Origin of the sequence: Pseudomonas sp. AL03 (assembly GCF_029960815.1) — a bacterium.
Classification (GTDB): Bacteria; Pseudomonadota; Gammaproteobacteria; order Pseudomonadales; family Pseudomonadaceae; genus Aquipseudomonas.
Genome location: NZ_JASBRE010000002.1, coordinates 37290 through 57263, shown reverse-complemented (window position 1 = coordinate 57263; position 19974 = coordinate 37290). Strand labels below are relative to the sequence as shown.

The window sequence follows — 19974 nt, the reverse complement described above, 5'->3', positions numbered from 1 at the left end:
TTACCTCTTGCGTAATACGTAGACCCGCCACATGGCATAGAGCGGTAAAAAGTCCAGTTGTTCCTCGATACGGAAACCCACCTGCTCGAATTCCTTTTCAACCGTAGCCGCCGGTAACACAAATCGATTTTGGTAACCTTGCTGCCCACGGGTTTTCTCGGCGCGCTTACGTTTCCACGCTTTGAAATTGCCGTCCACCCACAAAGAAAGGATCACGCTGTCGCGGGTGACGCGCTCGAACTCACGCAAAACAGTCAGTCGATGCTCGGCTTCACCGATGTGATGGAGCAAACGCATGCAAAAAATGCTGTCGACGGCGTTATCAGGTAAGGCAATGTCGAATGCAGAAGTGTGCAAGGGTTGTACCCGTTTCACCACATCGGCAGGTTGCGCCTGCATGGCAATCTTCAGCATGGACTCGGAGTTGTCAGCCCCGATGATGGCACGATTGGTTTTTTCCGCCAGCAATGGCCAGAAACGTCCCGCACCACAGGGCAAATCGAGGACCAGACCCGGCTCACCGGCCAGTGCCAGCGCTTTGCGCGCTAGTTGCTCGTCACGCCAGTGGGACAGACGGCGGGCAAGGCCATCCTTATGTTTGCGCAGGTATCGTTTAGCGTGTTGATCGTCGTATTTTTCGGAAAAATCAAGTTTGATCGGGCCGTCCATCAACAAGGTCTCCTGAGCCGTTGATGGCACCCACGATAGGTAACGCCGTGTCAGCGTCAGGTGATGCCTTTGTGAAAAAAATGTTATGTAAAACCTCGAATTATTTCGAGGCTTTACAGGACGACAATGATTGCTCCGGGCTACTGCGGTGCAATAGGTCGATCATTTCACATCCGACAAATACAACTCCACCTGAAAACGACAACCATTGGGTTCCATGTTCGTCAGGCTGACGTTCCAACCCTGGTTTTCACAGATCCGCTGCACCAGCGACAGCCCTAGCCCCAGACCCTCGCCGCGTTTCTCATTGCCCCGCACGAAGGGCTCGAACATCGCCTCGCGTTTTTCCTCTGGAATGCCCACGCCGCTGTCCTCGACGATGAAACCCGTGGCCGTCAGGGTCAGGCGGATGAACCCGTGCTCGGTGTAATGCAGCGCGTTACGCAGCAGGTTGCCCATGACCGCGTGCAGCAGGGTTGCGTTGTAGCAGGTGTTTGCCGGATTGCCCGGCTCAAAGATCAGCGCCAGCCCCTTGGCCTCGATCGGCTCGCGCCACAGATGGAGCAGTCCATCGGCTATCTGGTTCAGGGTCTGCTGGGGCGACATGCTGGCGTCTTCACGTTGTGCGCGGGCCAACATCAGGAAGGTTTGCACCAGCTCGCGCATCTCTTCACAGGCGCGGGCGATTCGCTCGACCTGAGCACGTCCACGCTGATCGATGCCGGGGTTTTCCAGCAGCAGCTCGCAGGAACTGGCCAGCACCATCAAGGGTGTGCGCAGCTCGTGACTGACGTCACTGGTGAACATCCGTTCGCGGGTCAACGCCTGGCGCAAGCGCCCGAGGGTGGCATCGAAGGCCACGGCCAACTCGCCCACTTCATCGGCGGCGTAATCCGGCGCCAGCGGTGGCGCCAGACCTAATAACTGATCACGGTGACGGACCTGGCGGGCCAGTCGCACCACCGGCGCCATCACTTTGCGCGCCAGTACCCAGCCGAGAAACACCGCCAATGCCAGACTCAGGACGAAGCCCACCAGCACCACGGCAAACAGCACCCGTTCACGCTCTTCGAAATCGCTCTGATCCTGCAACAGCACGTAGTGCCGGCCGTCGACGACTTCGACCATCGCGTGATACGACAGCTGCTCGCGAAACACTTCGTGAAAGCCCGGGTCCAGGTGCCGCAGGTCCTTGGGCAAATTGAAGTCGCCAGGCCCGCCGCTGAAATAGAACAGCTGGTCCGGCTCGGGACGGTGGCTCCAGTCCGAGACACTGTCCATCAGCAACAGACGTTGTAAATCGCCACCCAGCCCCGCCGAAATCAGTTTTTCTTCCACCAGGTGCACGGTCGCCACAATGCCCATGGCAAAGGCTCCCGCAACCAGTGCGCTCATCAGCGCAAAGGCGATGATGATCCGTTGAGCAAGGCTCTGTTTAAACTCCATCTCGGCCCTCGGCCAAGCGATAACCCACACCGTGCACGGTTTGCAGCAACGGTTTGGCGAACGGCTTGTCGATTACCTGGCGCAATTGATGGACGTGGCTGCGCAGGCTGTCACTGTCCGGGCAGTCATCACCCCACAGCGCCTCTTCGAGAATTTCGCGGCGCAGTACGTGAGGACTTTTCTGCATCAATACGGCCAGCAACTTCAGGCCCACCGGGTTGAGTTTCAGCAGACGTCCTTCGCGGGTCACCTCCAGGGTATCGAGGTCGTAGATCAGATCGCCGACCTGCAAGGTGCGGCGGCCGCCACCTTGGGCGCGACGCATGACCGCCTCGATGCGCGCCGCCAATTCAGACAGGGCAAAGGGTTTGATCAGGTAGTCATCGGCGCCGGACTTGAAACCTTGCAGCCGGTCGTCCAGTTGATCGCGAGCGGTGAGCATGATCACCGGCGTGTCGCGGCGCGCGTCTTCGCGCAGGCGTTTGCACAGGGTGTAGCCGTCGATACCCGGCAACATGATGTCGAGTACGATCAAGTCATAGTGCTCGGTGGCCGCCAGATGCAGACCTGACAGACCGTCCTGCGCGCAATCCACGGTGTAGCCTTTGAGCCCCAGGTAATCCGCAAGATTGGCCAGGATATCGCGGTTGTCTTCAACCAATAGAATTCGCATGGGTATCTCCTCCGTACACAGTAACGGCCGTCTTGGCCCGCGCAGCTTAAGGCCAAGTGTGGCTCAGGGCTAGGCCTGTGTGCAGTTGTAAACCCAGCCCATAAACCTGTTGAGGCCTTGACAAGTTTTTCACTATCGATTCACACACAGGCGACAGATCCAGGCTCAAACTCCGCGCGGCTGCACTCTTAAGAACATTTAACCGACCAAGGAACTGCCATGGTTTCGACCACCGCCCGACCCGCCTCCCGCCCCCTCAATTTCTGGGTGTGCCTGGGTGTTCCCGCCATCGCGGCGATCATTCTGGTGCTGCTCGAACTGACGTCCCTGGACATGGACCTTGCCACGCTGCTTTATGACCCGGTCGCGGGTGACTTCATCGGGCGGCACAGTTACTTCCTCGAAAACATCCTGCATGACCGCGCCAAGCAAGTAGTCATCGCCTTTTCGGTGTTGGCCATCTTCAGTTTCATCGCCTCCTTTTTCATGGACAGGCTCAAACCGGTCAAACGAGAACTGGGCTGCCTGGTGCTGTCTCTGGCTCTGGCGACTTCCTTTGTCACGCCAGTCAAAGCGGTGACGGCCGTTCAATGCCCATGGAGCCTTGAGCAGTTCGGCGGTCACGAAACCTATAGCGAACTGCTCAGCCCTCGCCCGCACACCGATAAACCTGGCCGTTGCTGGCCCGGCGGTCATGCGGCGACCGGTTTCACACTGTTTGCGCTGTTCTTTGTCCTGCGTGACCGTCGCCCGCGTCTGGCACGCAACGCGTTTGTGTTCGCTTTCGCGTTGGGCACGGTGTTTTCCATCAGCCGGATGATGCAGGGAGCGCACTTCTTTTCGCACAATGTGTGGACGGCAATCTTCTGCTGGCTGATTTGTCTGGGGTCTTACTACTACATCCTTTATCGCCCGGTTTCCAAGGCTGATCGAGTGACCCAGGCAGAAACGGTCAGCGTCTGATCCTTGACTTGAATGATGGGCAATAAAAAGCCCCGCCTGCTTATCGCAGGCGGGGCTTTTTTATAGGGGTAAGCTCGTACAGGGTAAGGCTGGCTTACATCATGCCGCCCATGCCGCCCATACCGCCCATGTCTGGCATGCCGCCAGCTGGTTTGTCGTCCGGAGCATCAGCGATCATGGCTTCGGTGGTCAGCATCAAGCCACCAATGGACGCCGCGGCCTGCAGAGCAGAGCGAGTCACTTTGGTAGGGTCGAGGATGCCCATTTCGATCATGTCGCCGTATTCGCCGGTAGCAGCGTTGTAACCGAAGTTACCCGAACCTTGCTTGACCTTGTCGACGACTACGCTTGGCTCGTCGCCGGAGTTGGCGACGATCTGACGCAGTGGCGATTCGATAGCGCGACGCAGTACAGCAATACCGACGTTCTGATCAGCGTTGTCGCCTTTCAGTTCGCTGATGGCTTGCAGAGCGCGAATCAGCGCTACGCCACCGCCAGGTACCACGCCTTCTTCAACGGCTGCACGGGTTGCGTGCAGGGCGTCTTCAACGCGGGCTTTCTTCTCTTTCATTTCAACTTCGGAACCAGCGCCAACCTTGATCACTGCAACACCGCCGGACAGCTTGGCCAGACGCTCTTGCAGTTTTTCACGGTCGTAGTCGGACGAAGTGTCAGCCACTTGCTGACGGATCTGCAGAACGCGAGCCTGGATATCAGCTTCAACGCCGGCGCCGTCGATGACGGTGGTGTTTTCCTTGGTTACGGCTACGCGCTTGGCATTACCCAGGTGTTCCAGGGTAGCGCTTTCCAGGCTCAGACCGATCTCTTCGGAGATAACGGTACCGCCGGTCAGGACAGCGATGTCCTGCAGCATGGCCTTGCGACGGTCACCAAAGCCTGGAGCCTTGACGGCAACCACTTTGACGATACCGCGCATGTTGTTCACAACCAGAGTCGCCAGGGCTTCGCCTTCAACGTCTTCGCTCACGATCAGCAGTGGACGACCTGCTTTGGCAACGGCTTCCAGTACTGGCAACAGTTCACGGATGTTCGAGATTTTCTTGTCGACGAGCAGGATCAGCGGACCGTCGAGCTCGGCAGTCATGGTCTCTGGCTTGTTGACGAAGTACGGGGACAGGTAGCCACGGTCGAACTGCATGCCTTCAACAACCGACAGTTCGTTTTCCAGGCCCGAGCCTTCTTCAACGGTGATCACGCCTTCTTTACCGACTTTTTCCATGGCTTCGGCAATGATGTCGCCGATGGAGTTGTCGGAGTTGGCCGAGATGGTGCCGACCTGAGCGATGGCCTTGGTGTCAGCGCAAGGCTTGGACAGGGCTTTCAGCTCTTTGACGATGGCGATGGTCGCTTTGTCGATACCACGCTTCAGGTCCATCGGGTTCATGCCGGCAGCGACGGCTTTCAGGCCTTCGTTGACGATCGATTGAGCCAGAACGGTAGCGGTGGTGGTGCCGTCGCCTGCGTCATCGTTGGCACGGGAGGCAACGTCTTTGACCAGCTGCGCGCCCATGTTTTCGAAGCGATCTTTCAGCTCGATTTCTTTGGCAACGGACACGCCGTCCTTGGTGATGGTCGGAGCGCCGAAGCTCTTCTCGATGATCACGTTACGGCCTTTAGGGCCCAGGGTCGCTTTTACTGCGTCAGCCAGGACGTTGACACCGGCGAGCATTTTCTTGCGGGCGGAATCGCCGAATTTAACTTCTTTAGCAGCCATGATCGATATTCCTTAAATACTTTGTAGTAACGGGAAAATGAGCGGGGAATCAGCCTTCGACAACAGCGAGGATTTCGCTTTCGCCAATTACCAGCAGGTCTTCGCCGTCGACTTTCACAGTGTTGCTGCCGGAGTACGGGCCGAACACAACCTTGTCACCCACTTTCACGGACAGCGCACGCACTTCACCGTTGTCCAGTACTTTGCCTGGGCCTACAGCGAGGACTTCACCCTGGTTTGGCTTTTCAGCAGCCGAACCTGGCAGGACGATACCGCCAGCGGTTTTCTTTTCTTCTTCGCTGCGACGGACGACGACGCGGTCATGCAGAGGACGAAGCTTCATTGTCGATCTCTCCTAATTGTGGTTTTCATCGGCCGGTGTATTCCCGGCGGGTTTAACAAATCCGGCGGTGCCGGGTGCGATTCGACGAGCGAACCGCGGAAGTCTGTCTGGCGTAATCGCCAGAAACCTTGCGGTGACCGTTACATAAGGGCGCATCAGCTTATTACAAGGGCGAGTAAGCAAATTTTTTCATGTTGCGGCCCCACAAACGAACACGGCACCCGAAGGTGCCGTGCCGGTGTAGCGGATTACTTGTTATCGCGGTGCTCGAACTCGCCTTCAATCACGTTAGGCTCACGGCCCAACGGCTCGCGCGGAACAGGACCGCCACGTGGCTGCAGGTCATCGGCGAATGCACGCTGACGGATCGCCTGCTCTTCGGCGCGCTGGCGCATTTTATTGGCCAACAGCCGACGAGAGATCGGCAGCAACATGATCAGGCCCAGCACATCAGTGACGAAGCCCGGCAGGATCAACAGACCACCCGCCAGCGCCAGCATCAAACCTTCAAGCATGGTCTGGGCCGGCAGCTCGCCACGGTTCAGGCTTTCACGAGCACGCAGCGCAGTGGCCAGACCGGCGATACGCAGCACGAACACGCCGAGCATCGAGCCGAGAATCACCAGCAGCAGGGCCGGGAAAAACCCGATCGCCCCGCTCACCTTGACGAATACGAACAGCTCCAACACCGGGAACAGTACAAAGAGCAATAAAAAAGGGCGCATCAAATGGTTCCTCAACGCAAGAATGCCTTGCCAGTAATCCCTAGATGACGTCGCCGATTCGTGAATTCAAGCGTCGGCCACTTCATTTTTCGGCCAATGTTCGGCGTGAGCCAGGAAAACCAAGGCTTCGCGCACTTGTGTCGGCGTATTACATGGCGCTTGAAACGGCAGCCAGTAGAGTCCCTGACCGATGCGCAGGTGCATGCCTTCGGTGTCGATACCCGCCAATTGCGCCGGCTCGGTTTTCGGCAGGCTTGCCAACTCGACGTAGTGGGCGATGGCTTTGGCGTGATCGGCATTCATGTGCTCGACCATGCTCGCTTCGGCCTTTCCGGCGAATGGGTTGGCCAGGGTCAGCTGATCGACCCAGTGAATCGCGCCGAAGCCACCGATGTAACGGTGGCGTACCGGTTTGAGCACCCAGAAATCGAAATCGTGGGCCTTGTGGTAGCTCTGCGAATCCGGGAAGTAGCGGTAGTAACGGTCAGCTGCCGCTTCGATAGCGGCCTCGTCCTCGAGCTTTTCTGCTTCGGCGAGGTAGGTCAGGCGACCAACGGCTTGCACATCTTCGGCTCCGCGCTCGCCCACAAACAGTGAGCATTTCGGATCTTTCTGCAGGTTATGCGTGTGCTGGGCGATACGGCTGATAAGGATCAGCGGCCGGCCCTGTTCGTCCAGACAGTACGGAACCACGGAGCCAAACGGGAAACCGGGCATCGCCTTGGAGTGCGTCGAGAGCACTCCCCGGTATTCCTTGAGAAGCAATTCTCGGGCATTCTTGGCCGCTTCAACGCTCAACTTATGACTCCTTATATAGAATCCGACGAAAAAAACGGACAGGCGCCTGGCATAAGTTCCAGTCCGCCATCGGGGCAGTTCTCATGTGCAGCCAGGCCACATCAGGTGCAGATCGAGAGGCTCTCTAAAAGGAACCCACTCCTCTGACCTGCTATTGGGGCATGCAAATGCAACTCACTGACAAAGTAATCATTATCACGGGCGGTTGCCAGGGTTTAGGCCGTTCCATGGCCGAGTATTTCGCCGCTAAAGGCGCGAAACTGGCGCTGGTGGACCTGAACCAGGAAAAACTCGACGACACTGTCGCCGCTTGCAAGGCTAAAGGCGTCGATGCTCGCGCTTATCTGTGCAATGTCGCCAATGAAGAGCAAGTGACCCATATGGTCGCCCAGGTTGCCGGAGACTTCGGCGCGATCCATGGCCTGATCAACAACGCCGGGATTCTGCGCGATGGCCTGCTCATCAAGGTCAAGGACGGCGAGATGACCAAGATGAGCCTGGCCCAGTGGCAGGCAGTCATCGACGTCAATCTGACCGGCGTATTCCTGTGCACCCGTGAAGTCGCGGCCAAAATGGTCGAGCTGAACAACAGCGGCACGATCATTAATATCTCGTCGATCTCCCGCGCTGGCAACGTCGGTCAGACCAACTACTCCGCCGCCAAGGCGGGTGTCGCTGCGGCGACCGTGACCTGGGCCAAGGAACTGGCACGCTACGGTATTCGGGTGGCGGGCATTGCACCGGGCTTTATCGAAACCGAGATGACGCTGAGCATGAAGCCTGAGGCGCTGGAGAAGATAACGTCCGCGATTCCGCTCAAGCGCATGGGCAAGACTGAAGAGATCGCCCATTCGGCGGCCTACATTTTCGAGAACGACTACTACACCGGTCGGATTCTGGAAATGGATGGCGGGTTGCGGATCTGATTCTGCGCCCATAAAAAAACGCCCGATGCAGATGCATCGGGCGTTTTTGTTTCAGTCAGGACCGCATCAATCGTCGCTGATCGTGATGTTCGGCATTGCCGGTGTCGCCGCTTCCTGCAACACGATCCGCGCGCCGACATGGCGGGCCAGTTCCTGGTAAACCATCGCAATCGGGCTGTCAGGCTCGGCGATTACCGTTGGCTTGCCGCCATCGGCCTGCTCGCGGATGATCATCGACAGCGGCAAGGAAGCCAGCAGCTCGACGCCGTACTGGTTGGCCAGCTTCACACCACCGCCCTCACCGAAAAGATGCTCGGCATGTCCGCAATTGGAGCAGATGTGCACGGCCATGTTTTCCACCACGCCCAGCACCGGGATGTTGACCTTGCGGAACATCTCCACGCCTTTGCGCGCGTCCAGCAACGCCAGGTCTTGCGGCGTGGTAACGATCACCGCGCCGGCCACCGGGACTTTCTGCGCCAGGGTCAGCTGGATGTCACCGGTGCCTGGTGGCATGTCGATGACCAGGTAATCGAGGTCGCCCCAGGCGGTTTGAGTGACGAGTTGCAATAAGGCACCGGAAACCATCGGCCCGCGCCAGACCATCGGCGTGTTGTCGTCGGTCAGGAACGCCATGGACATGACTTCGACGCCGTGGGACTCGATCGGAATAAACCACTTCTGATCCTTGACCTTGGGTCGGGTGCCTTCGGGGATGCCGAACATGATGCCTTGGCTCGGTCCGTAAATGTCCGCGTCGAGAATCCCGACCTTGGCGCCTTCGCGGGCCAGGGCCAAGGCCAGGTTGGCAGCGGTGGTTGATTTGCCCACACCGCCCTTGCCGGATGCCACGGCCACCACGTTCTTGACGTTGGCCAGCCCCGGGATCTGCGCTTGAGCCTTGTGCGCGGCAATGACACTGGTGATCTCGACGCGGGCGATGGTCACGCCGTCCAGCCCTTCAATGGCCATTTGCAGCAACTGCGCCCAGCCACTCTTGAACAGACCGGCGGCGTAACCCAGCTCCAGTTGGACGCTGACGCGATCACCCTGAATGTCGATGCCGCGCACGCACCCGGCGCTGACCGGATCCTGGTTCAGGTAAGGGTCGGTGTATTGGCGAAGGACGGCTTCCACCGCTGCGCGATTGACGACGCTCATGGGCAACTCCGATAGCAAGACTGGAAAATCAGGTGGGTATCCTAACCGTTCTATGGCCTGGACGGCATGCTTTCAAAACGTGACAAATAACCCATGGTCGAATGATACCTGTAGCAGCTGGCGAAGCCTGCGTTCGGCGGCGAAGCCGTCGCAAACCCAAGCGCCGCGGTGTGCCAGGCAAATCAGGGTGACAGGATTGGCGACGGCTTCGCCGCCGAACGCAGCCTTCGGCAGCTGCTACTAAGGTCCGCGGGGGTTGGCCTTGGGGGTGAAAAATATGCGCCGGCGCTTTATAGTGGCCGACCTCCGTTTCATCAAGTAGCCGAGCCCCATGTCCGAGCCACGCAAGATCCTCGTCACCAGCGCCCTGCCCTATGCCAATGGTTCGATCCATCTTGGCCACATGCTGGAATACATCCAGACCGATATGTGGGTGCGCTTTCAGAAGCACCGCGGCAATCAATGCATTTATGTCTGCGCCGACGACGCCCACGGTTCGGCCATCATGCTGCGCGCGGAGAAGGAAGGCATCACCCCGGAACAACTGATCGCCAACGTCCAGGCTGAACACAGCGCCGACTTTGCCGAGTTCCTGGTGGACTTCGATAACTTCCACTCCACTCACGCCGAAGAAAACCGTGAGCTGTCGAGCCAGATCTACCTGAAGCTGCGCGACGCCGGGCACATTGCCACGCGTTCGATCACTCAGTACTTCGACCCGGAAAAGAAAATGTTCCTGGCCGACCGCTTCATCAAGGGCACCTGCCCGAAATGCGGCACCGAAGACCAGTACGGCGACAACTGCGAAAAATGCGGTGCGACCTACGCGCCGACTGATCTGAAGGATCCGAAGTCGGCGATCTCCGGCGCCACCCCGGTGCTCAAGGATTCCCAGCACTTCTTCTTCAAGCTGCCGGACTTCCAGGAAATGCTGCAAGCCTGGAGCCGCAGCGGCACCCTGCAAGAGGCCGTGGCGAACAAGATCGCCGAATGGCTGGATGCCGGCCTGCAACAGTGGGACATCTCCCGCGATGCGCCGTACTTCGGTTTCGAAATCCCCGACGAGCCAGGCAAATACTTCTACGTCTGGCTGGACGCGCCAATCGGCTACATGGCCAGCTTCAAGAACCTCTGCGCCCGTCGTCCGGACCTGGACTTCGACGCGTTCTGGGGCAAGGATTCCACCGCCGAGCTGTACCACTTCATCGGCAAGGACATCGTCAACTTCCACGCGCTGTTCTGGCCAGCCATGCTCGAAGGTGCCGGTTTCCGTAAACCGACCGGCATCAACGTGCACGGCTACCTGACTGTCAACGGTCAGAAAATGTCCAAATCCCGCGGCACCTTCATCAAGGCCCGGACCTATCTGGACCACCTGTCGCCGGAGTACCTGCGCTACTACTACGCGGCCAAGCTGAGCCGTGGCGTCGACGACCTCGACCTGAACCTCGAAGACTTCGTGCAGAAGGTCAACTCCGACCTGGTCGGTAAAGTCGTCAACATCGCCAGCCGTTGCGCCGGTTTCATCCATAAAGGCAACGCCGGTGTGCTGGTGGCGGGTAATGCCGCGCCGGAACTGACCGAAGCGTTCCTGGCCGCAGCGCCGAGCATCTGCGACGCCTACGAGGCTCGCGACTTCGCCCGTGCCATGCGCGAGATCATGGGCCTGGCCGACCGCGCCAACGCCTGGATCGCCGACAAGGCCCCGTGGTCGCTGAATAAACAAGAAGGCAAGCAGGACGAAGTCCAGGCCATCTGCGCCTTGGGCATCAACCTGTTCCGCCAGCTGGTGATCTTCCTCAAACCTGTGCTGCCGCTGCTGGCCGCCGACGCCGAGGCGTTCCTCAACGTCGCGCCGCTGACCTGGAACGATCACGCCACCTTGCTCAGCAACCATCAGCTAAACGAGTTCAAACCGTTGATGACCCGTATCGACCCGGTAAAAGTGCAAGCCATGAGCGACGCTTCGAAAGAAGACCTGACCGCCAGCCAGACTGACACCGGTGACGCTGCACCTGTCGGCAATGGCGAACTGGCCAAGGATCCGCTGTCGCCAGAGATCGAGTTCGATGCCTTTGCCGCTGTCGACCTGCGCGTCGCCCTGATCCTCAAGGCCGAACACGTGGAAGGTGCTGACAAACTGCTGCGCCTGACCCTGGACATCGGTGACGAGCAACGCAACGTGTTCTCCGGGATCAAGAGTGCCTACCCGGATCCGTCCAAGCTCAATGGTCGCCTGACCATGATGATCGCCAACCTCAAGCCACGGAAAATGAAGTTCGGCATCTCCGAAGGCATGGTGATGGCTGCCGGTCCTGGTGGTGAAGAAATCTACCTGCTCAGCCCTGACAGCGGCGCCAAGCCAGGTCAGCGCATCAAGTAAGGTTGTGCAGTAAATCGATCCCACAGTCGTGCCTGGCGCGACTGTGGGATTTTTCATGTCTGGCCCACCCTCCGTCCTTGCCGGATAATGCCTAAGCTTTTTAGACCGCTCTGTTAAAAAGCCCCGTTCTTGCCGGCACGATCATGACCGAAATTGTTCTTACGCTTATCAGTGCAGCCCTGATCAACAACCTCGTGTTGCACTGGCCGCTGGGCGTCGATCCGCTGTTGCGCAACGAGCATCGGCAGGTCCACGCACTGGGCCTTGCGACGGCTTGCTTGATGCTGATCGTCGGCACGCTGGGCTACTCGGCCTACCGTTGGCTGCTGATCCCGCTGGAGCTGACGTCGCTGCGCCTTTTCGTATTCCTGCCTTTAAGCGTTTTGCTGATTGGCCCGCTGCTGAAAGTGCTTTCTCGGTCACTTCCAAAGCTTGCGTTCGATGGCCTCTGGCCCCTGCTGCTGGGCAACGCCGGCGTACTCGGCCTGATGCTGCTCAACGCTCAAGACGACAAAGGACTCTTCCACGCCATGGCCCTGAGCCTGGGTGCCGGGCTGGGTTTCTGGCTGGTACTGAGCCTGTTCAGCGACTTGCGCCAACGCACACTCGATAATGATATCCCCCTGCCCTTTCGTGGCCTGCCGATCGAGTTGATCGGCGCCGGACTGATCGCAGTGGCTTTTCTCGGATTCAGTGGACTGATCAAAACATGAGTCTGATTCAACGCATCGACGCCCTCTTGCCGCAGACCCAATGCGGCAAGTGCGGCCATCCTGGATGCAAACCGTACGCCGAAGGCATTGCCAGCGGCGAGCCGATCAACAAATGCCCGCCGGGCGGCAGCGAAACCATCGCAGCCCTGGCCGAGCTGTTGAACGTGCCAGTGCTGGAACTGGACGTCAGTCGCGGCTCGGCACCGGCGCAGATCGCTTATATTCGCGAAGCCGAATGCATCGGCTGCACCAAGTGCATCCAGGCCTGCCCGGTGGATGCCATTGTCGGTGCGGCGAAATTGATGCACACCGTGATCGTCGATGAATGCACCGGTTGCGACCTTTGCGTGGCGCCCTGCCCGGTGGATTGCATCGAGATGCGGCCGTTGCCGCTGGCCACGGTGCTACCGATTGTCGGCGGCCTGGCGTTCAGCCCTGAGGAACAACGCGCCCGGACGGCCAAGCGCGATCACGCACGGCGCCGATTCGAACAACGCAACGCTCGCCTGCGTCGTGAAGAAGAACAGAAAATCGCCGAACGTCAGGCCCGAGCCCAGCGCGCCGTCCAGCACAGTGAGGTGCCGGATACGGCGTTGAAAAAAGCCAAGATCGATCTGGCGATGAGTCGGGCGCAACTGAACAAGTCTCTCAAGGCGTTCGGGCATCCGCCGACCTTCGAACAGCAGTCGCAACTGATCGTCCTGCAACAACAGTTCGAGGCTGCCGAACAGGCGTTGGCGAAGCTGGAAAGCACTGCACCGCCGGCCCCGGCGCCCGTCGTTCCGGCGAAAAATGCGCAGTTGAATCGGGCAAAGATCCAGTTGGCCATGCGCCGCGCCGAACTCAAGAAAGCCCGCACCAGCGAAGTGCCGGCTGAGCAAATCGAAGCATTGGAACTCGCGGTGAATGAAGCCGAGCGCCAAGTGGATGCCTATGTCGCCCCTTGAATCGGTCGACGAGCGCCTTCAGCAGGCCATGAAGCTGGTATTGCTGGCCACCGTGCCAGGGATACTGGTGTTTTTCTGGCTGTACGGCTGGGGCGTGTTGATCAACCTGATTCTGACGGGTGTTACCGCACTGGCCGTTGAAGCGACCGTGTTGCGCTTGCGCAAGCTTGCGCTCAAGCCGACCTTGAGCGACGGCAGTGCGCTGGTCAGCGCAACGCTGTTGGCTCTGGCCTTGCCGCCTTATTGCCCGTGGTGGCTGACGGTCTGTGCCGCGGCGTTCGCGATGGTGTTCGGCAAACACCTGTATGGCGGCGTAGGAAATAACCCATTCAACCCGGCAATGCTCGGTTTCGCCCTCGTGATGGTGAGCTTTCCCCAACAGATGACCCACTGGCCGTCGTCCCATGGACTGGACCTGCTCGACGGCTTGCAGCAGGTGTTTGGGCTCAGCTTCAGCCAGACGCCGGATGCCTGGGTCCAGGCCACAGCGCTGGACAGCCTGCGGATCAACAAAAGCCTGACCATGGACGAACTGTTTGCCGCTAACCCGGCGTTCGGTCACTTCGGCGGCCGAGGCATGGAATGGGTCAACCTGGCCTTTCTGGCGGGCGGCGCGATTCTGCTGCAACAACGGGTGTTCAGCTGGCATGCGCCGGTCGGCATGCTCGCCAGCCTGTTCATCATCAGCCTGCTGTTCTGGAACGGCTCAGGCTCCGACTCCCATGGCTCGCCGCTGTTTCATCTGCTCACGGGCGCGAGCATGCTGGGTGCATTCTTCATCGTCACGGAACCGGTGTCTGGCGCAAAAAGCCCCGGCGCGCGACTGCTTTTCGGCGCGGGCGTCGGGCTGCTGACGTACCTGATTCGTACCTGGGGTGGTTATCCGGACGGCGTAGCCTTTGCCGTGCTGTTGATGAACCTCTGTGTGCCGGCGCTGGAGCGGTTTGTCGCCTCCAGACAGGAACGGGGTGCGCCATGAGCCGAGCATCGACCGCTGTGGTCCTGGTGTTACTGGCAGGCCTGGGGATTGGCGTGACGTACCTGGTCCAGCACATCAGCGCGCCGCGCATTGCGGCCGAACAGCGCCTGATCGACAGCCGTAACCTGCTGGATCTGCTGCCCGTCGAGCGCTACGACAATCAGCCGTTGGAACAGCCGCTCGCCCTCGAAAACACTGAGTTGGCCAACAGCACGCTGCTGGGTGGCTATCTGGCGACCAAGACTGGCCAACCCAGCGCCGTGTTGCTGCGCAGCCAGACCTTAGGCTATGAGGGCGCCATCGAATTGCTGATCGCCATCGACGCAAACGGCAAGTTGCTTGGCGTCAAAACGCTCAAGCAATCAGAAACCCCGGGGCTGGGTGGCAAGATTGCCAACTGGCCTAATGCCTGGTTTCAGCTGTTTGTCGGTAAATCTCGAACCGAACCCGCCGACGCTGGCTGGGCCTTGAAAAAGGATCAGGGGCAATTCGATCAATTGGCGGGGGCGACCATTACTTCAAGAGCAGTGATCAACGCCATCCATGACGCGTTGCGTTACTTCGATGAGCGCCGGCAACAGTTGATCGGGAGTAGCCCCCCATGAATATGTCATCGTCTCTGCGGAACTCGCTGATGCTCGCGCCGCTGATCGGCGCCACGGACTCACTGGTGTCCGCTTTGGGTTTGTGGCTGATGTTCATCGTAGTGATCAATGCCTTTGGTGTGTGCATGGGTGCCTTGCGATCTCGACTGCTCCCGGTGACACACCTGCTTGCCGGCGTCCTGCTGGCGGCCACGCTGACCAGCTGCGCGGAACTCGCCGCGCAACTCTGGTCGCTGCAATGGCACCACCATGTGGGGTTGTATGCAGGATTGATCGCCTTGCAATGCGTCGTGCTGGAAAACACCGGCTTTTTCCAGAGCGCCCGGCGTGATCGCCTGCGCCTGTGTGGCTTGTTCGGCGCGTTGATGGCGGGCCTTGGCTTGCTGCGCGAATTCATCGGCAACGGAACATTCGGCAGCCATCTGCCATGGCTGGCTGGCACTGCGCAAGCGGACTGGCAAGGCTGGGTACTGACCGCCGACGGTGGCTTGCGCCTGGCCGCCCTGGCCCCTGGCGGATTCATTCTGCTGGGACTGCTGATCGCCGCACGTCAGGCCTGGACCCGCTCGACGCCCTCTCACTGACCGCCTTCGAGGAAACGCACTGCCCATGAATGCCGCAAAACGTCTGGAAATTTTCCGCAGGTTTCACGAAGACAACCCGGAACCAAAGACCGAACTGGCGTACTCCTCGCCGTTCGAATTGCTGATCTCTGTGATTCTCTCGGCCCAGTCGACCGATGTCGGCGTGAACAAGGCCACTGCCAAACTCTATCCGGTGGCCAATACGCCGGCGGCGATTTATGCCTTGGGTGTCGAGGGACTGTCGGAATACATCAAGACCATCGGCCTGTTCAACAGCAAAGCGAAAAACGTGATCGAGACCTGTCGCTTGCTGGTGGAACGTCATGGAGGCGAAGTGCCGCAAACCCGTGAAGAGCTGGAAGCGTTACCCGGCGTCGGCCGCAAGACCGCCAACGTGGTGCTCAATACCGCATTCCGTCAGCTGACCATGGCCGTGGACACGCATATTTTCCGGGTCAGCAATCGTACCGGCATTGCTCCAGGCAAAAATGTGGTCGAGGTTGAGAACAAACTGATGAAGTTCGTGCCGAAGGAATATTTGCTCGACTCCCATCACTGGCTGATCCTCCACGGACGCTACGTTTGCCTGGCCCGCAAGCCTCGCTGTGGCAGTTGCCGGATCGAAGACTTGTGCGAATACAAGCAAAAGACTTCCGACGATTGAGGCGCTATTAGGTATTTTGATTTATCGATTGAAAAAATCTTTTTTACCCGCCGGGAGATTATCGCTATAAGGAGCGCCAAAGGCAGTCTTAGCCTGGAGTAACACTATGAGCACTGGCAAAGAGCAATTGGACGTAGAAGACGACTTCACCCCCGTTGAGGCTGATGACGCTGAGCCGGTGGTTGAAGTGGCGAAGACCAACCTGAGCAAACGCCGTACCATCGACAATCTGTTGGAGGAGCGCCGACTGCAAAAGCAATTGACCGATTACGATTTTGATCTATGACACCTAAAAGCCTCCCGAAACGGAGGCTTTTTACTAAGTGCCACGCCCTGATGCCCCCGCTTATCGCGCCTCGTCAAACGTTGAGGCCGTCACACCAAACCATTGCGTTGAGCCAATTCGATCAGGTCGACCAGAGAGCGAGCATTGAGTTTCAACAACAGGCGGGTCTTGTAAGTACTGACAGTCTTATTGCTGAGAAACATTCCATCGGCGATCTCCTTGTTGGTCTTGCCTCGGGCCAACTGCTGCAAGACCATCATTTCCCGTCCTGACAGACGATCCACCATATCGGCCTCGCTGGCGTTCCCCAAACTGGAACGTACGGTATGCAAGGCTTGATTCGGAAAGTAACTGTAGCCTGACAATACTGCCTTTATTGCACTGAGTAATTCGGTGAGATCCTGTTGTTTGCAGACATACCCGGCGGCACCCGATTGCATGCAACGCATGGAAAAATGCCCAGGTGCCTGAGAGGTCAGTATCAGAACTTTCATGGGCATTGCTGTCGAGGTTAAACGCGCGATAACTTCCAACCCATCAAGTTTCGGTATTCCAATATCCAGGATGACAATATCCGGCATATGTTCACGGGCAAGTTGCAATGCATCCACGCCGTTATCTGTCTCTGCAATGACTTCGTAGCCATGACGCTCCATTAGCATTCGTACCGCAAGACGAATGACGGGGTGATCATCCACGATCAGCACTTTATTCATGGGCAAGTCCAATTTTCGCTGTTCGAATTTTTAGAGCCCGCACAATAGCCTAGTCGTTTCATCCATGGCATGCCGCCCCCCTCGGCGACCTGCACCGAGAGACATTCCTTACAGACATTAGAGATTTATCTTACAAAACATCCAAAAATACCGGTGGCTAAAAACCTTATCGACCTGAAGGTATTTATATTTTCCGCAGTTTTTTTGTTTCTATTTACATCCAGAAAGCCAAATAACAGGGTCCGCTGCAAGCGATCCAACGAACACCGACTATTGAGCTACGCTTAAAAGTAACGGATGTTTTCGACCTGACACCCATACCGCAAACAGCGCACATCAAGGATTAAGAAAAAATCACACCAGGCAACACTTCAAAAAGATTCAATCCAACACAATCTTAAACATCAACAACAGATATACCCAACCCACGCTCATTGCCGTTACTATCCCCCATTGAAATCCAACCTTAAAGGAGCACCACACAAACAAAGACACCAATCAATTAGTTATTAAAATTAAAACCAATAACATTACCCATTTGAGAAAAGACAATATCCCCATGAGCAGAAAACATGAACAAACTAAAGAAAAAAATCATCAACCCGATGACCGTTATTGCCATATTTGCCGCTATTTCTGAAACATCGGCCGCCGTCTCACTGCCGTTTCTCGACAACAAGGAGAAAGAGCTCTATGTCTGGTTCCTGATCAGTTTTCCCTTTTATTTGCTTTTTCTTTTCTTCGCCACACTCAACTTCAACTACCGGTCGCTGTACGCGCCCTCCGATTATGGGAAAGGAAAGCATTTTTTAGACGTGTTGGACAACGCTGATCGCGGTCAGCGGCCCGATAACCTGAAGGACCCTCCCTCCGGGATCGGAATTCAGACAAGCCTCTCGGCGCTACAGCACGTGAGCCTGACCGAGCCGCTAAAAAACCTGCACATCGTCGATGCGCGGTGGTTGAGCAAAAAAAAGGAGTTTGGCGCCTGGATTGAAAAAAATCTGCACCCACAGGGAAGCCCTGCGCAAGTGATCGTATTTCTCACCTGTACCGATTCGGAGGCATTACTGAAGGAAAGCGCCCTCTCGCATTCAAAAGAGACAAAGAACCGCAACGGTCCAACACTCTGCATTGCTTACAATTTGAATTCACGTGGCCTGACGATACTTGATCACTCTTTTTACCTGACACGCAGCAGGTAACGCTTGAAGAGCTTTCAGAGAGAAGAAACAGAAGGAAGGTATTACAGAAACAAAAAGAACGCTGTTAAAACGATGTCCAGCAGGAAATCCTCCCTATTCAGATGTGTGGCCTTGTCATCGACAAGGCCACAACTCTATTCACTACGGTCATTCCATTACGGCTTCAAAAATCTCAGAAAAGCTTCCGGCCTTTGTTCGCCGCAATACGCATGCGCAAAGCGTTGAGCTTGATGAAGCCCGCCGCGTCGGCCTGGTTGTAAGCGCCGCCGTCTTCTTCGAAGGTCGCGATGTTGGCGTCGAACAACGATTCGTCGGACTTGCGACCGGTGACGATCACGTTGCCCTTGTACAGCTTCAGGCGCACAACACCGTTCACGTGGGCCTGGGACGCGTCGATCATCTGTTGCAGCATCAGACGCTCAGGGCTCCACCAGTAACCGGTGTAGATCAGGCTGGCGTATTTAGGCATCAGCTCGTCTTTAAGGTGAGCCACTTCGCGGTCCAGAGTGATTGATTCGATCGCACGGTGAGCGCGCAGCATGATGGTGCCGCCAGGGGTTTCGTAGCAGCCACGGGACTTCATGCCAACGTAGCGGTTCTCGACGATGTCGAGACGGCCAATACCGTGTTCGCCACCGATACGGTTCAGGGTCGCCAGCACGGTGGCCGGGGTCATTTCGACGCCGTCCAGTGCGACGATGTCGCCGTTGCGGTAGGTCAGTTCCAGGTACTGCGCCTTGTCAGGAGCCTTCTCCGGGGAGACAGTCCATTTCCACATGTCTTCTTCGTGCTCGGTCCAGGTGTCTTCCAGCACGCCGCCTTCATAGGAGATGTGCAGCAGGTTGGCATCCATCGAGTACGGGGATTTTTTCTTGCCGTGACGCTCGATCGGGATGTTGTGCTTTTCAGCGTAATCCATCAGCTTTTCACGGGATAGCAGGTCCCATTCGCGCCACGGAGCAATCACTTTCACCCCTGGCTTCAAGGCGTACGCGCCCAGTTCGAAACGAACCTGGTCGTTGCCCTTGCCGGTGGCGCCGTGGGAAATGGCGTCTGCCCCCGTTTCGTTGGCGATTTCGATCAGGCGCTTGGCGATCAACGGACGAGCGATGGAAGTACCCAGCAGGTACTCGCCTTCGTAAACGGTGTTGGCGCGGAACATCGGGAAAACGAAATCGCGCACGAATTCTTCGCGCAAGTCGTCGATGTAGATCTCTTTCACGCCCATGGCTTGTGCCTTGGCGCGTGCAGGTTCGACCTCTTCGCCCTGACCCAGGTCAGCGGTGAAGGTCACGACTTCACAGTTATAAGTATCCTGCAGCCACTTGAGGATCACCGAAGTGTCCAGGCCGCCGGAATACGCCAGAACGACCTTGTTTACGTCCGCCATGCCATCACTCCACGGGTTCTACGGAAAGCCGTCAAGTCTACCGGTCATGCAGGATAATTTACA

Annotated in this window: 21 protein-coding genes; 11 read left to right on the top strand and 10 right to left on the bottom strand. The window is 57.7% G+C overall.

Features of this window, described 5'->3' with window-relative positions; all coding sequences use genetic code 11:
• The 3 genes from QK293_RS02445 to colR all read right to left on the bottom strand — a co-directional run bounded on the left by QK293_RS02445 (position 1) and on the right by colR (position 2788).
• Positions 1–669: a class I SAM-dependent methyltransferase gene (locus QK293_RS02445; protein WP_282375391.1), complete on the bottom strand. Its 669-nt coding sequence runs from the start codon at positions 667–669 to the stop codon at positions 1–3.
• A 162-nt stretch (positions 670–831) separates the two neighbouring features.
• Positions 832–2115: a HAMP domain-containing sensor histidine kinase gene (locus QK293_RS02440; RefSeq protein ID WP_282375389.1), complete on the bottom strand. Its 1284-nt coding sequence runs from the start codon at positions 2113–2115 to the stop codon at positions 832–834.
• Positions 2105–2788, bottom strand: a complete 684-nt coding sequence (gene colR, locus QK293_RS02435; RefSeq protein WP_095132512.1) for a two-component system response regulator ColR — start codon at positions 2786–2788, stop codon at positions 2105–2107. Before colR ends, QK293_RS02440 begins: the two co-directional genes overlap by 11 nt.
• Before the next feature lie 219 nt (positions 2789–3007).
• On the opposite strand from colR, the gene QK293_RS02430 reads away from it, so the two are divergent.
• A complete protein-coding gene (locus QK293_RS02430; protein ID WP_282375386.1) occupies positions 3008–3751 on the top strand; it encodes a phosphatase PAP2 family protein in 744 nt (247 codons plus the stop codon).
• Between the two features lie 94 nt (positions 3752–3845).
• On the opposite strand, the gene groL is transcribed toward QK293_RS02430, so the two are convergent.
• From groL to QK293_RS02410, 4 genes are all read right to left on the bottom strand, one after another.
• Entirely contained in the window at positions 3846–5486 is a 1641-nt protein-coding gene (gene groL / locus QK293_RS02425) for a chaperonin GroEL (RefSeq protein WP_282375385.1), read from the bottom strand.
• Positions 5487–5535: 49 nt separating this feature from the next.
• Positions 5536–5829: a co-chaperone GroES gene (locus QK293_RS02420; protein WP_007948593.1), complete on the bottom strand. Its 294-nt coding sequence runs from the start codon at positions 5827–5829 to the stop codon at positions 5536–5538.
• 248 nt (positions 5830–6077) lie between these two features.
• Positions 6078–6554, bottom strand: a complete 477-nt coding sequence (locus tag QK293_RS02415; RefSeq protein WP_282375384.1) for an FxsA family protein — start codon at positions 6552–6554, stop codon at positions 6078–6080.
• 66 nt (positions 6555–6620) lie between these two features.
• Entirely contained in the window at positions 6621–7352 is a 732-nt protein-coding gene (locus tag QK293_RS02410) for a HugZ family protein (RefSeq protein WP_282375383.1), read from the bottom strand.
• 167 nt (positions 7353–7519) lie between these two features.
• Here QK293_RS02410 and QK293_RS02405 point away from each other — a divergent pair, with 167 nt between their 5' ends.
• Entirely contained in the window at positions 7520–8278 is a 759-nt protein-coding gene (locus tag QK293_RS02405) for an SDR family oxidoreductase (protein ID WP_282375382.1), read from the top strand.
• A gap of 66 nt (positions 8279–8344) precedes the next feature.
• Here the strand turns inward: QK293_RS02405 and apbC are convergent, their stop codons facing one another.
• A complete protein-coding gene (gene apbC, locus QK293_RS02400) occupies positions 8345–9439 on the bottom strand; it encodes an iron-sulfur cluster carrier protein ApbC (protein WP_282375381.1) in 1095 nt (364 codons plus the stop codon).
• A gap of 331 nt (positions 9440–9770) precedes the next feature.
• Here apbC and metG point away from each other — a divergent pair, with 331 nt between their 5' ends.
• From metG to QK293_RS02360, 8 genes are all read left to right on the top strand, one after another.
• Complete coding sequence (gene metG / locus QK293_RS02395) at positions 9771–11822, top strand: methionine--tRNA ligase (RefSeq protein ID WP_282375379.1); 2052 nt, start codon at positions 9771–9773, stop codon at positions 11820–11822.
• Between the two features lie 143 nt (positions 11823–11965).
• Complete coding sequence (locus tag QK293_RS02390; RefSeq protein WP_282375378.1) at positions 11966–12535, top strand: Rnf-Nqr domain containing protein; 570 nt, start codon at positions 11966–11968, stop codon at positions 12533–12535.
• Complete coding sequence (gene rsxB, locus QK293_RS02385) at positions 12532–13482, top strand: electron transport complex subunit RsxB (RefSeq protein ID WP_282375377.1); 951 nt, start codon at positions 12532–12534, stop codon at positions 13480–13482. Before QK293_RS02390 ends, rsxB begins: the two co-directional genes overlap by 4 nt.
• Positions 13469–14461, top strand: a complete 993-nt coding sequence (locus tag QK293_RS02380; RefSeq protein ID WP_282375376.1) for an RnfABCDGE type electron transport complex subunit D — start codon at positions 13469–13471, stop codon at positions 14459–14461. Before rsxB ends, QK293_RS02380 begins: the two co-directional genes overlap by 14 nt.
• Positions 14458–15066, top strand: a complete 609-nt coding sequence (locus QK293_RS02375; RefSeq protein ID WP_282375375.1) for an RnfABCDGE type electron transport complex subunit G — start codon at positions 14458–14460, stop codon at positions 15064–15066. Before QK293_RS02380 ends, QK293_RS02375 begins: the two co-directional genes overlap by 4 nt.
• Positions 15063–15650, top strand: coding sequence for an Rnf-Nqr domain containing protein (locus QK293_RS02370; RefSeq protein ID WP_282375374.1), 588 nt, complete (start codon positions 15063–15065; stop codon positions 15648–15650). Before QK293_RS02375 ends, QK293_RS02370 begins: the two co-directional genes overlap by 4 nt.
• 25 nt (positions 15651–15675) lie before the next feature.
• A complete protein-coding gene (gene nth, locus QK293_RS02365; RefSeq protein ID WP_282375373.1) occupies positions 15676–16314 on the top strand; it encodes an endonuclease III in 639 nt (212 codons plus the stop codon).
• 106 nt (positions 16315–16420) lie between these two features.
• Positions 16421–16600: a hypothetical protein gene (locus tag QK293_RS02360; RefSeq protein ID WP_282375372.1), complete on the top strand. Its 180-nt coding sequence runs from the start codon at positions 16421–16423 to the stop codon at positions 16598–16600.
• Positions 16601–16689: 89 nt separating this feature from the next.
• Here the strand turns inward: QK293_RS02360 and QK293_RS02355 are convergent, their stop codons facing one another.
• On the bottom strand, positions 16690–17316 hold the full coding sequence (locus QK293_RS02355) for a response regulator transcription factor (RefSeq protein WP_008155570.1): 627 nt from the start codon (positions 17314–17316) through the stop codon (positions 16690–16692).
• Positions 17317–17888: 572 nt separating this feature from the next.
• Here QK293_RS02355 and QK293_RS02350 point away from each other — a divergent pair.
• Positions 17889–18521, top strand: coding sequence for a hypothetical protein (locus QK293_RS02350; protein WP_282375371.1), 633 nt, complete (start codon positions 17889–17891; stop codon positions 18519–18521).
• 172 nt (positions 18522–18693) lie between these two features.
• On the opposite strand, the gene QK293_RS02345 is transcribed toward QK293_RS02350, so the two are convergent.
• Positions 18694–19911 carry an argininosuccinate synthase gene (locus QK293_RS02345; RefSeq protein ID WP_007898502.1) on the bottom strand — a complete coding sequence of 406 codons (1218 nt, stop codon included), beginning with the start codon at positions 19909–19911 and terminating at the stop codon, positions 18694–18696.
• Between the last annotated feature and the right edge of the window lie 63 nt (positions 19912–19974).

What these genes read in the sequence shown, in the direction of transcription:
- QK293_RS02420 (WP_007948593.1), bottom strand. Translation starts at nt 5,829, where the DNA reads ATGAAGCTTCGTCCTCTGCATGACCGCGTCGTCGTCCGTCGCAGCGAA.
- QK293_RS02370 (WP_282375374.1), top strand. Translation starts at nt 15,063, where the DNA reads ATGAATATGTCATCGTCTCTGCGGAACTCGCTGATGCTCGCGCCGCTG.
- groL (WP_282375385.1), bottom strand. Translation starts at nt 5,486, where the DNA reads ATGGCTGCTAAAGAAGTTAAATTCGGCGATTCCGCCCGCAAGAAAATG.
- QK293_RS02380 (WP_282375376.1), top strand. Translation starts at nt 13,469, where the DNA reads ATGTCGCCCCTTGAATCGGTCGACGAGCGCCTTCAGCAGGCCATGAAG.
- apbC (WP_282375381.1), bottom strand. Translation starts at nt 9,439, where the DNA reads ATGAGCGTCGTCAATCGCGCAGCGGTGGAAGCCGTCCTTCGCCAATAC.
- QK293_RS02360 (WP_282375372.1), top strand. Translation starts at nt 16,421, where the DNA reads ATGAGCACTGGCAAAGAGCAATTGGACGTAGAAGACGACTTCACCCCC.
- QK293_RS02345 (WP_007898502.1), bottom strand. Translation starts at nt 19,911, where the DNA reads ATGGCGGACGTAAACAAGGTCGTTCTGGCGTATTCCGGCGGCCTGGAC.
- colR (WP_095132512.1), bottom strand. Translation starts at nt 2,788, where the DNA reads ATGCGAATTCTATTGGTTGAAGACAACCGCGATATCCTGGCCAATCTT.
- QK293_RS02350 (WP_282375371.1), top strand. Translation starts at nt 17,889, where the DNA reads ATGAACAAACTAAAGAAAAAAATCATCAACCCGATGACCGTTATTGCC.
- QK293_RS02430 (WP_282375386.1), top strand. Translation starts at nt 3,008, where the DNA reads ATGGTTTCGACCACCGCCCGACCCGCCTCCCGCCCCCTCAATTTCTGG.
- QK293_RS02375 (WP_282375375.1), top strand. Translation starts at nt 14,458, where the DNA reads ATGAGCCGAGCATCGACCGCTGTGGTCCTGGTGTTACTGGCAGGCCTG.
- metG (WP_282375379.1), top strand. Translation starts at nt 9,771, where the DNA reads ATGTCCGAGCCACGCAAGATCCTCGTCACCAGCGCCCTGCCCTATGCC.
- QK293_RS02415 (WP_282375384.1), bottom strand. Translation starts at nt 6,554, where the DNA reads ATGCGCCCTTTTTTATTGCTCTTTGTACTGTTCCCGGTGTTGGAGCTG.
- nth (WP_282375373.1), top strand. Translation starts at nt 15,676, where the DNA reads ATGAATGCCGCAAAACGTCTGGAAATTTTCCGCAGGTTTCACGAAGAC.
- rsxB (WP_282375377.1), top strand. Translation starts at nt 12,532, where the DNA reads ATGAGTCTGATTCAACGCATCGACGCCCTCTTGCCGCAGACCCAATGC.
- QK293_RS02405 (WP_282375382.1), top strand. Translation starts at nt 7,520, where the DNA reads ATGCAACTCACTGACAAAGTAATCATTATCACGGGCGGTTGCCAGGGT.
- QK293_RS02390 (WP_282375378.1), top strand. Translation starts at nt 11,966, where the DNA reads ATGACCGAAATTGTTCTTACGCTTATCAGTGCAGCCCTGATCAACAAC.
- QK293_RS02445 (WP_282375391.1), bottom strand. Translation starts at nt 669, where the DNA reads ATGGACGGCCCGATCAAACTTGATTTTTCCGAAAAATACGACGATCAA.
- QK293_RS02355 (WP_008155570.1), bottom strand. Translation starts at nt 17,316, where the DNA reads ATGAATAAAGTGCTGATCGTGGATGATCACCCCGTCATTCGTCTTGCG.
- QK293_RS02440 (WP_282375389.1), bottom strand. Translation starts at nt 2,115, where the DNA reads ATGGAGTTTAAACAGAGCCTTGCTCAACGGATCATCATCGCCTTTGCG.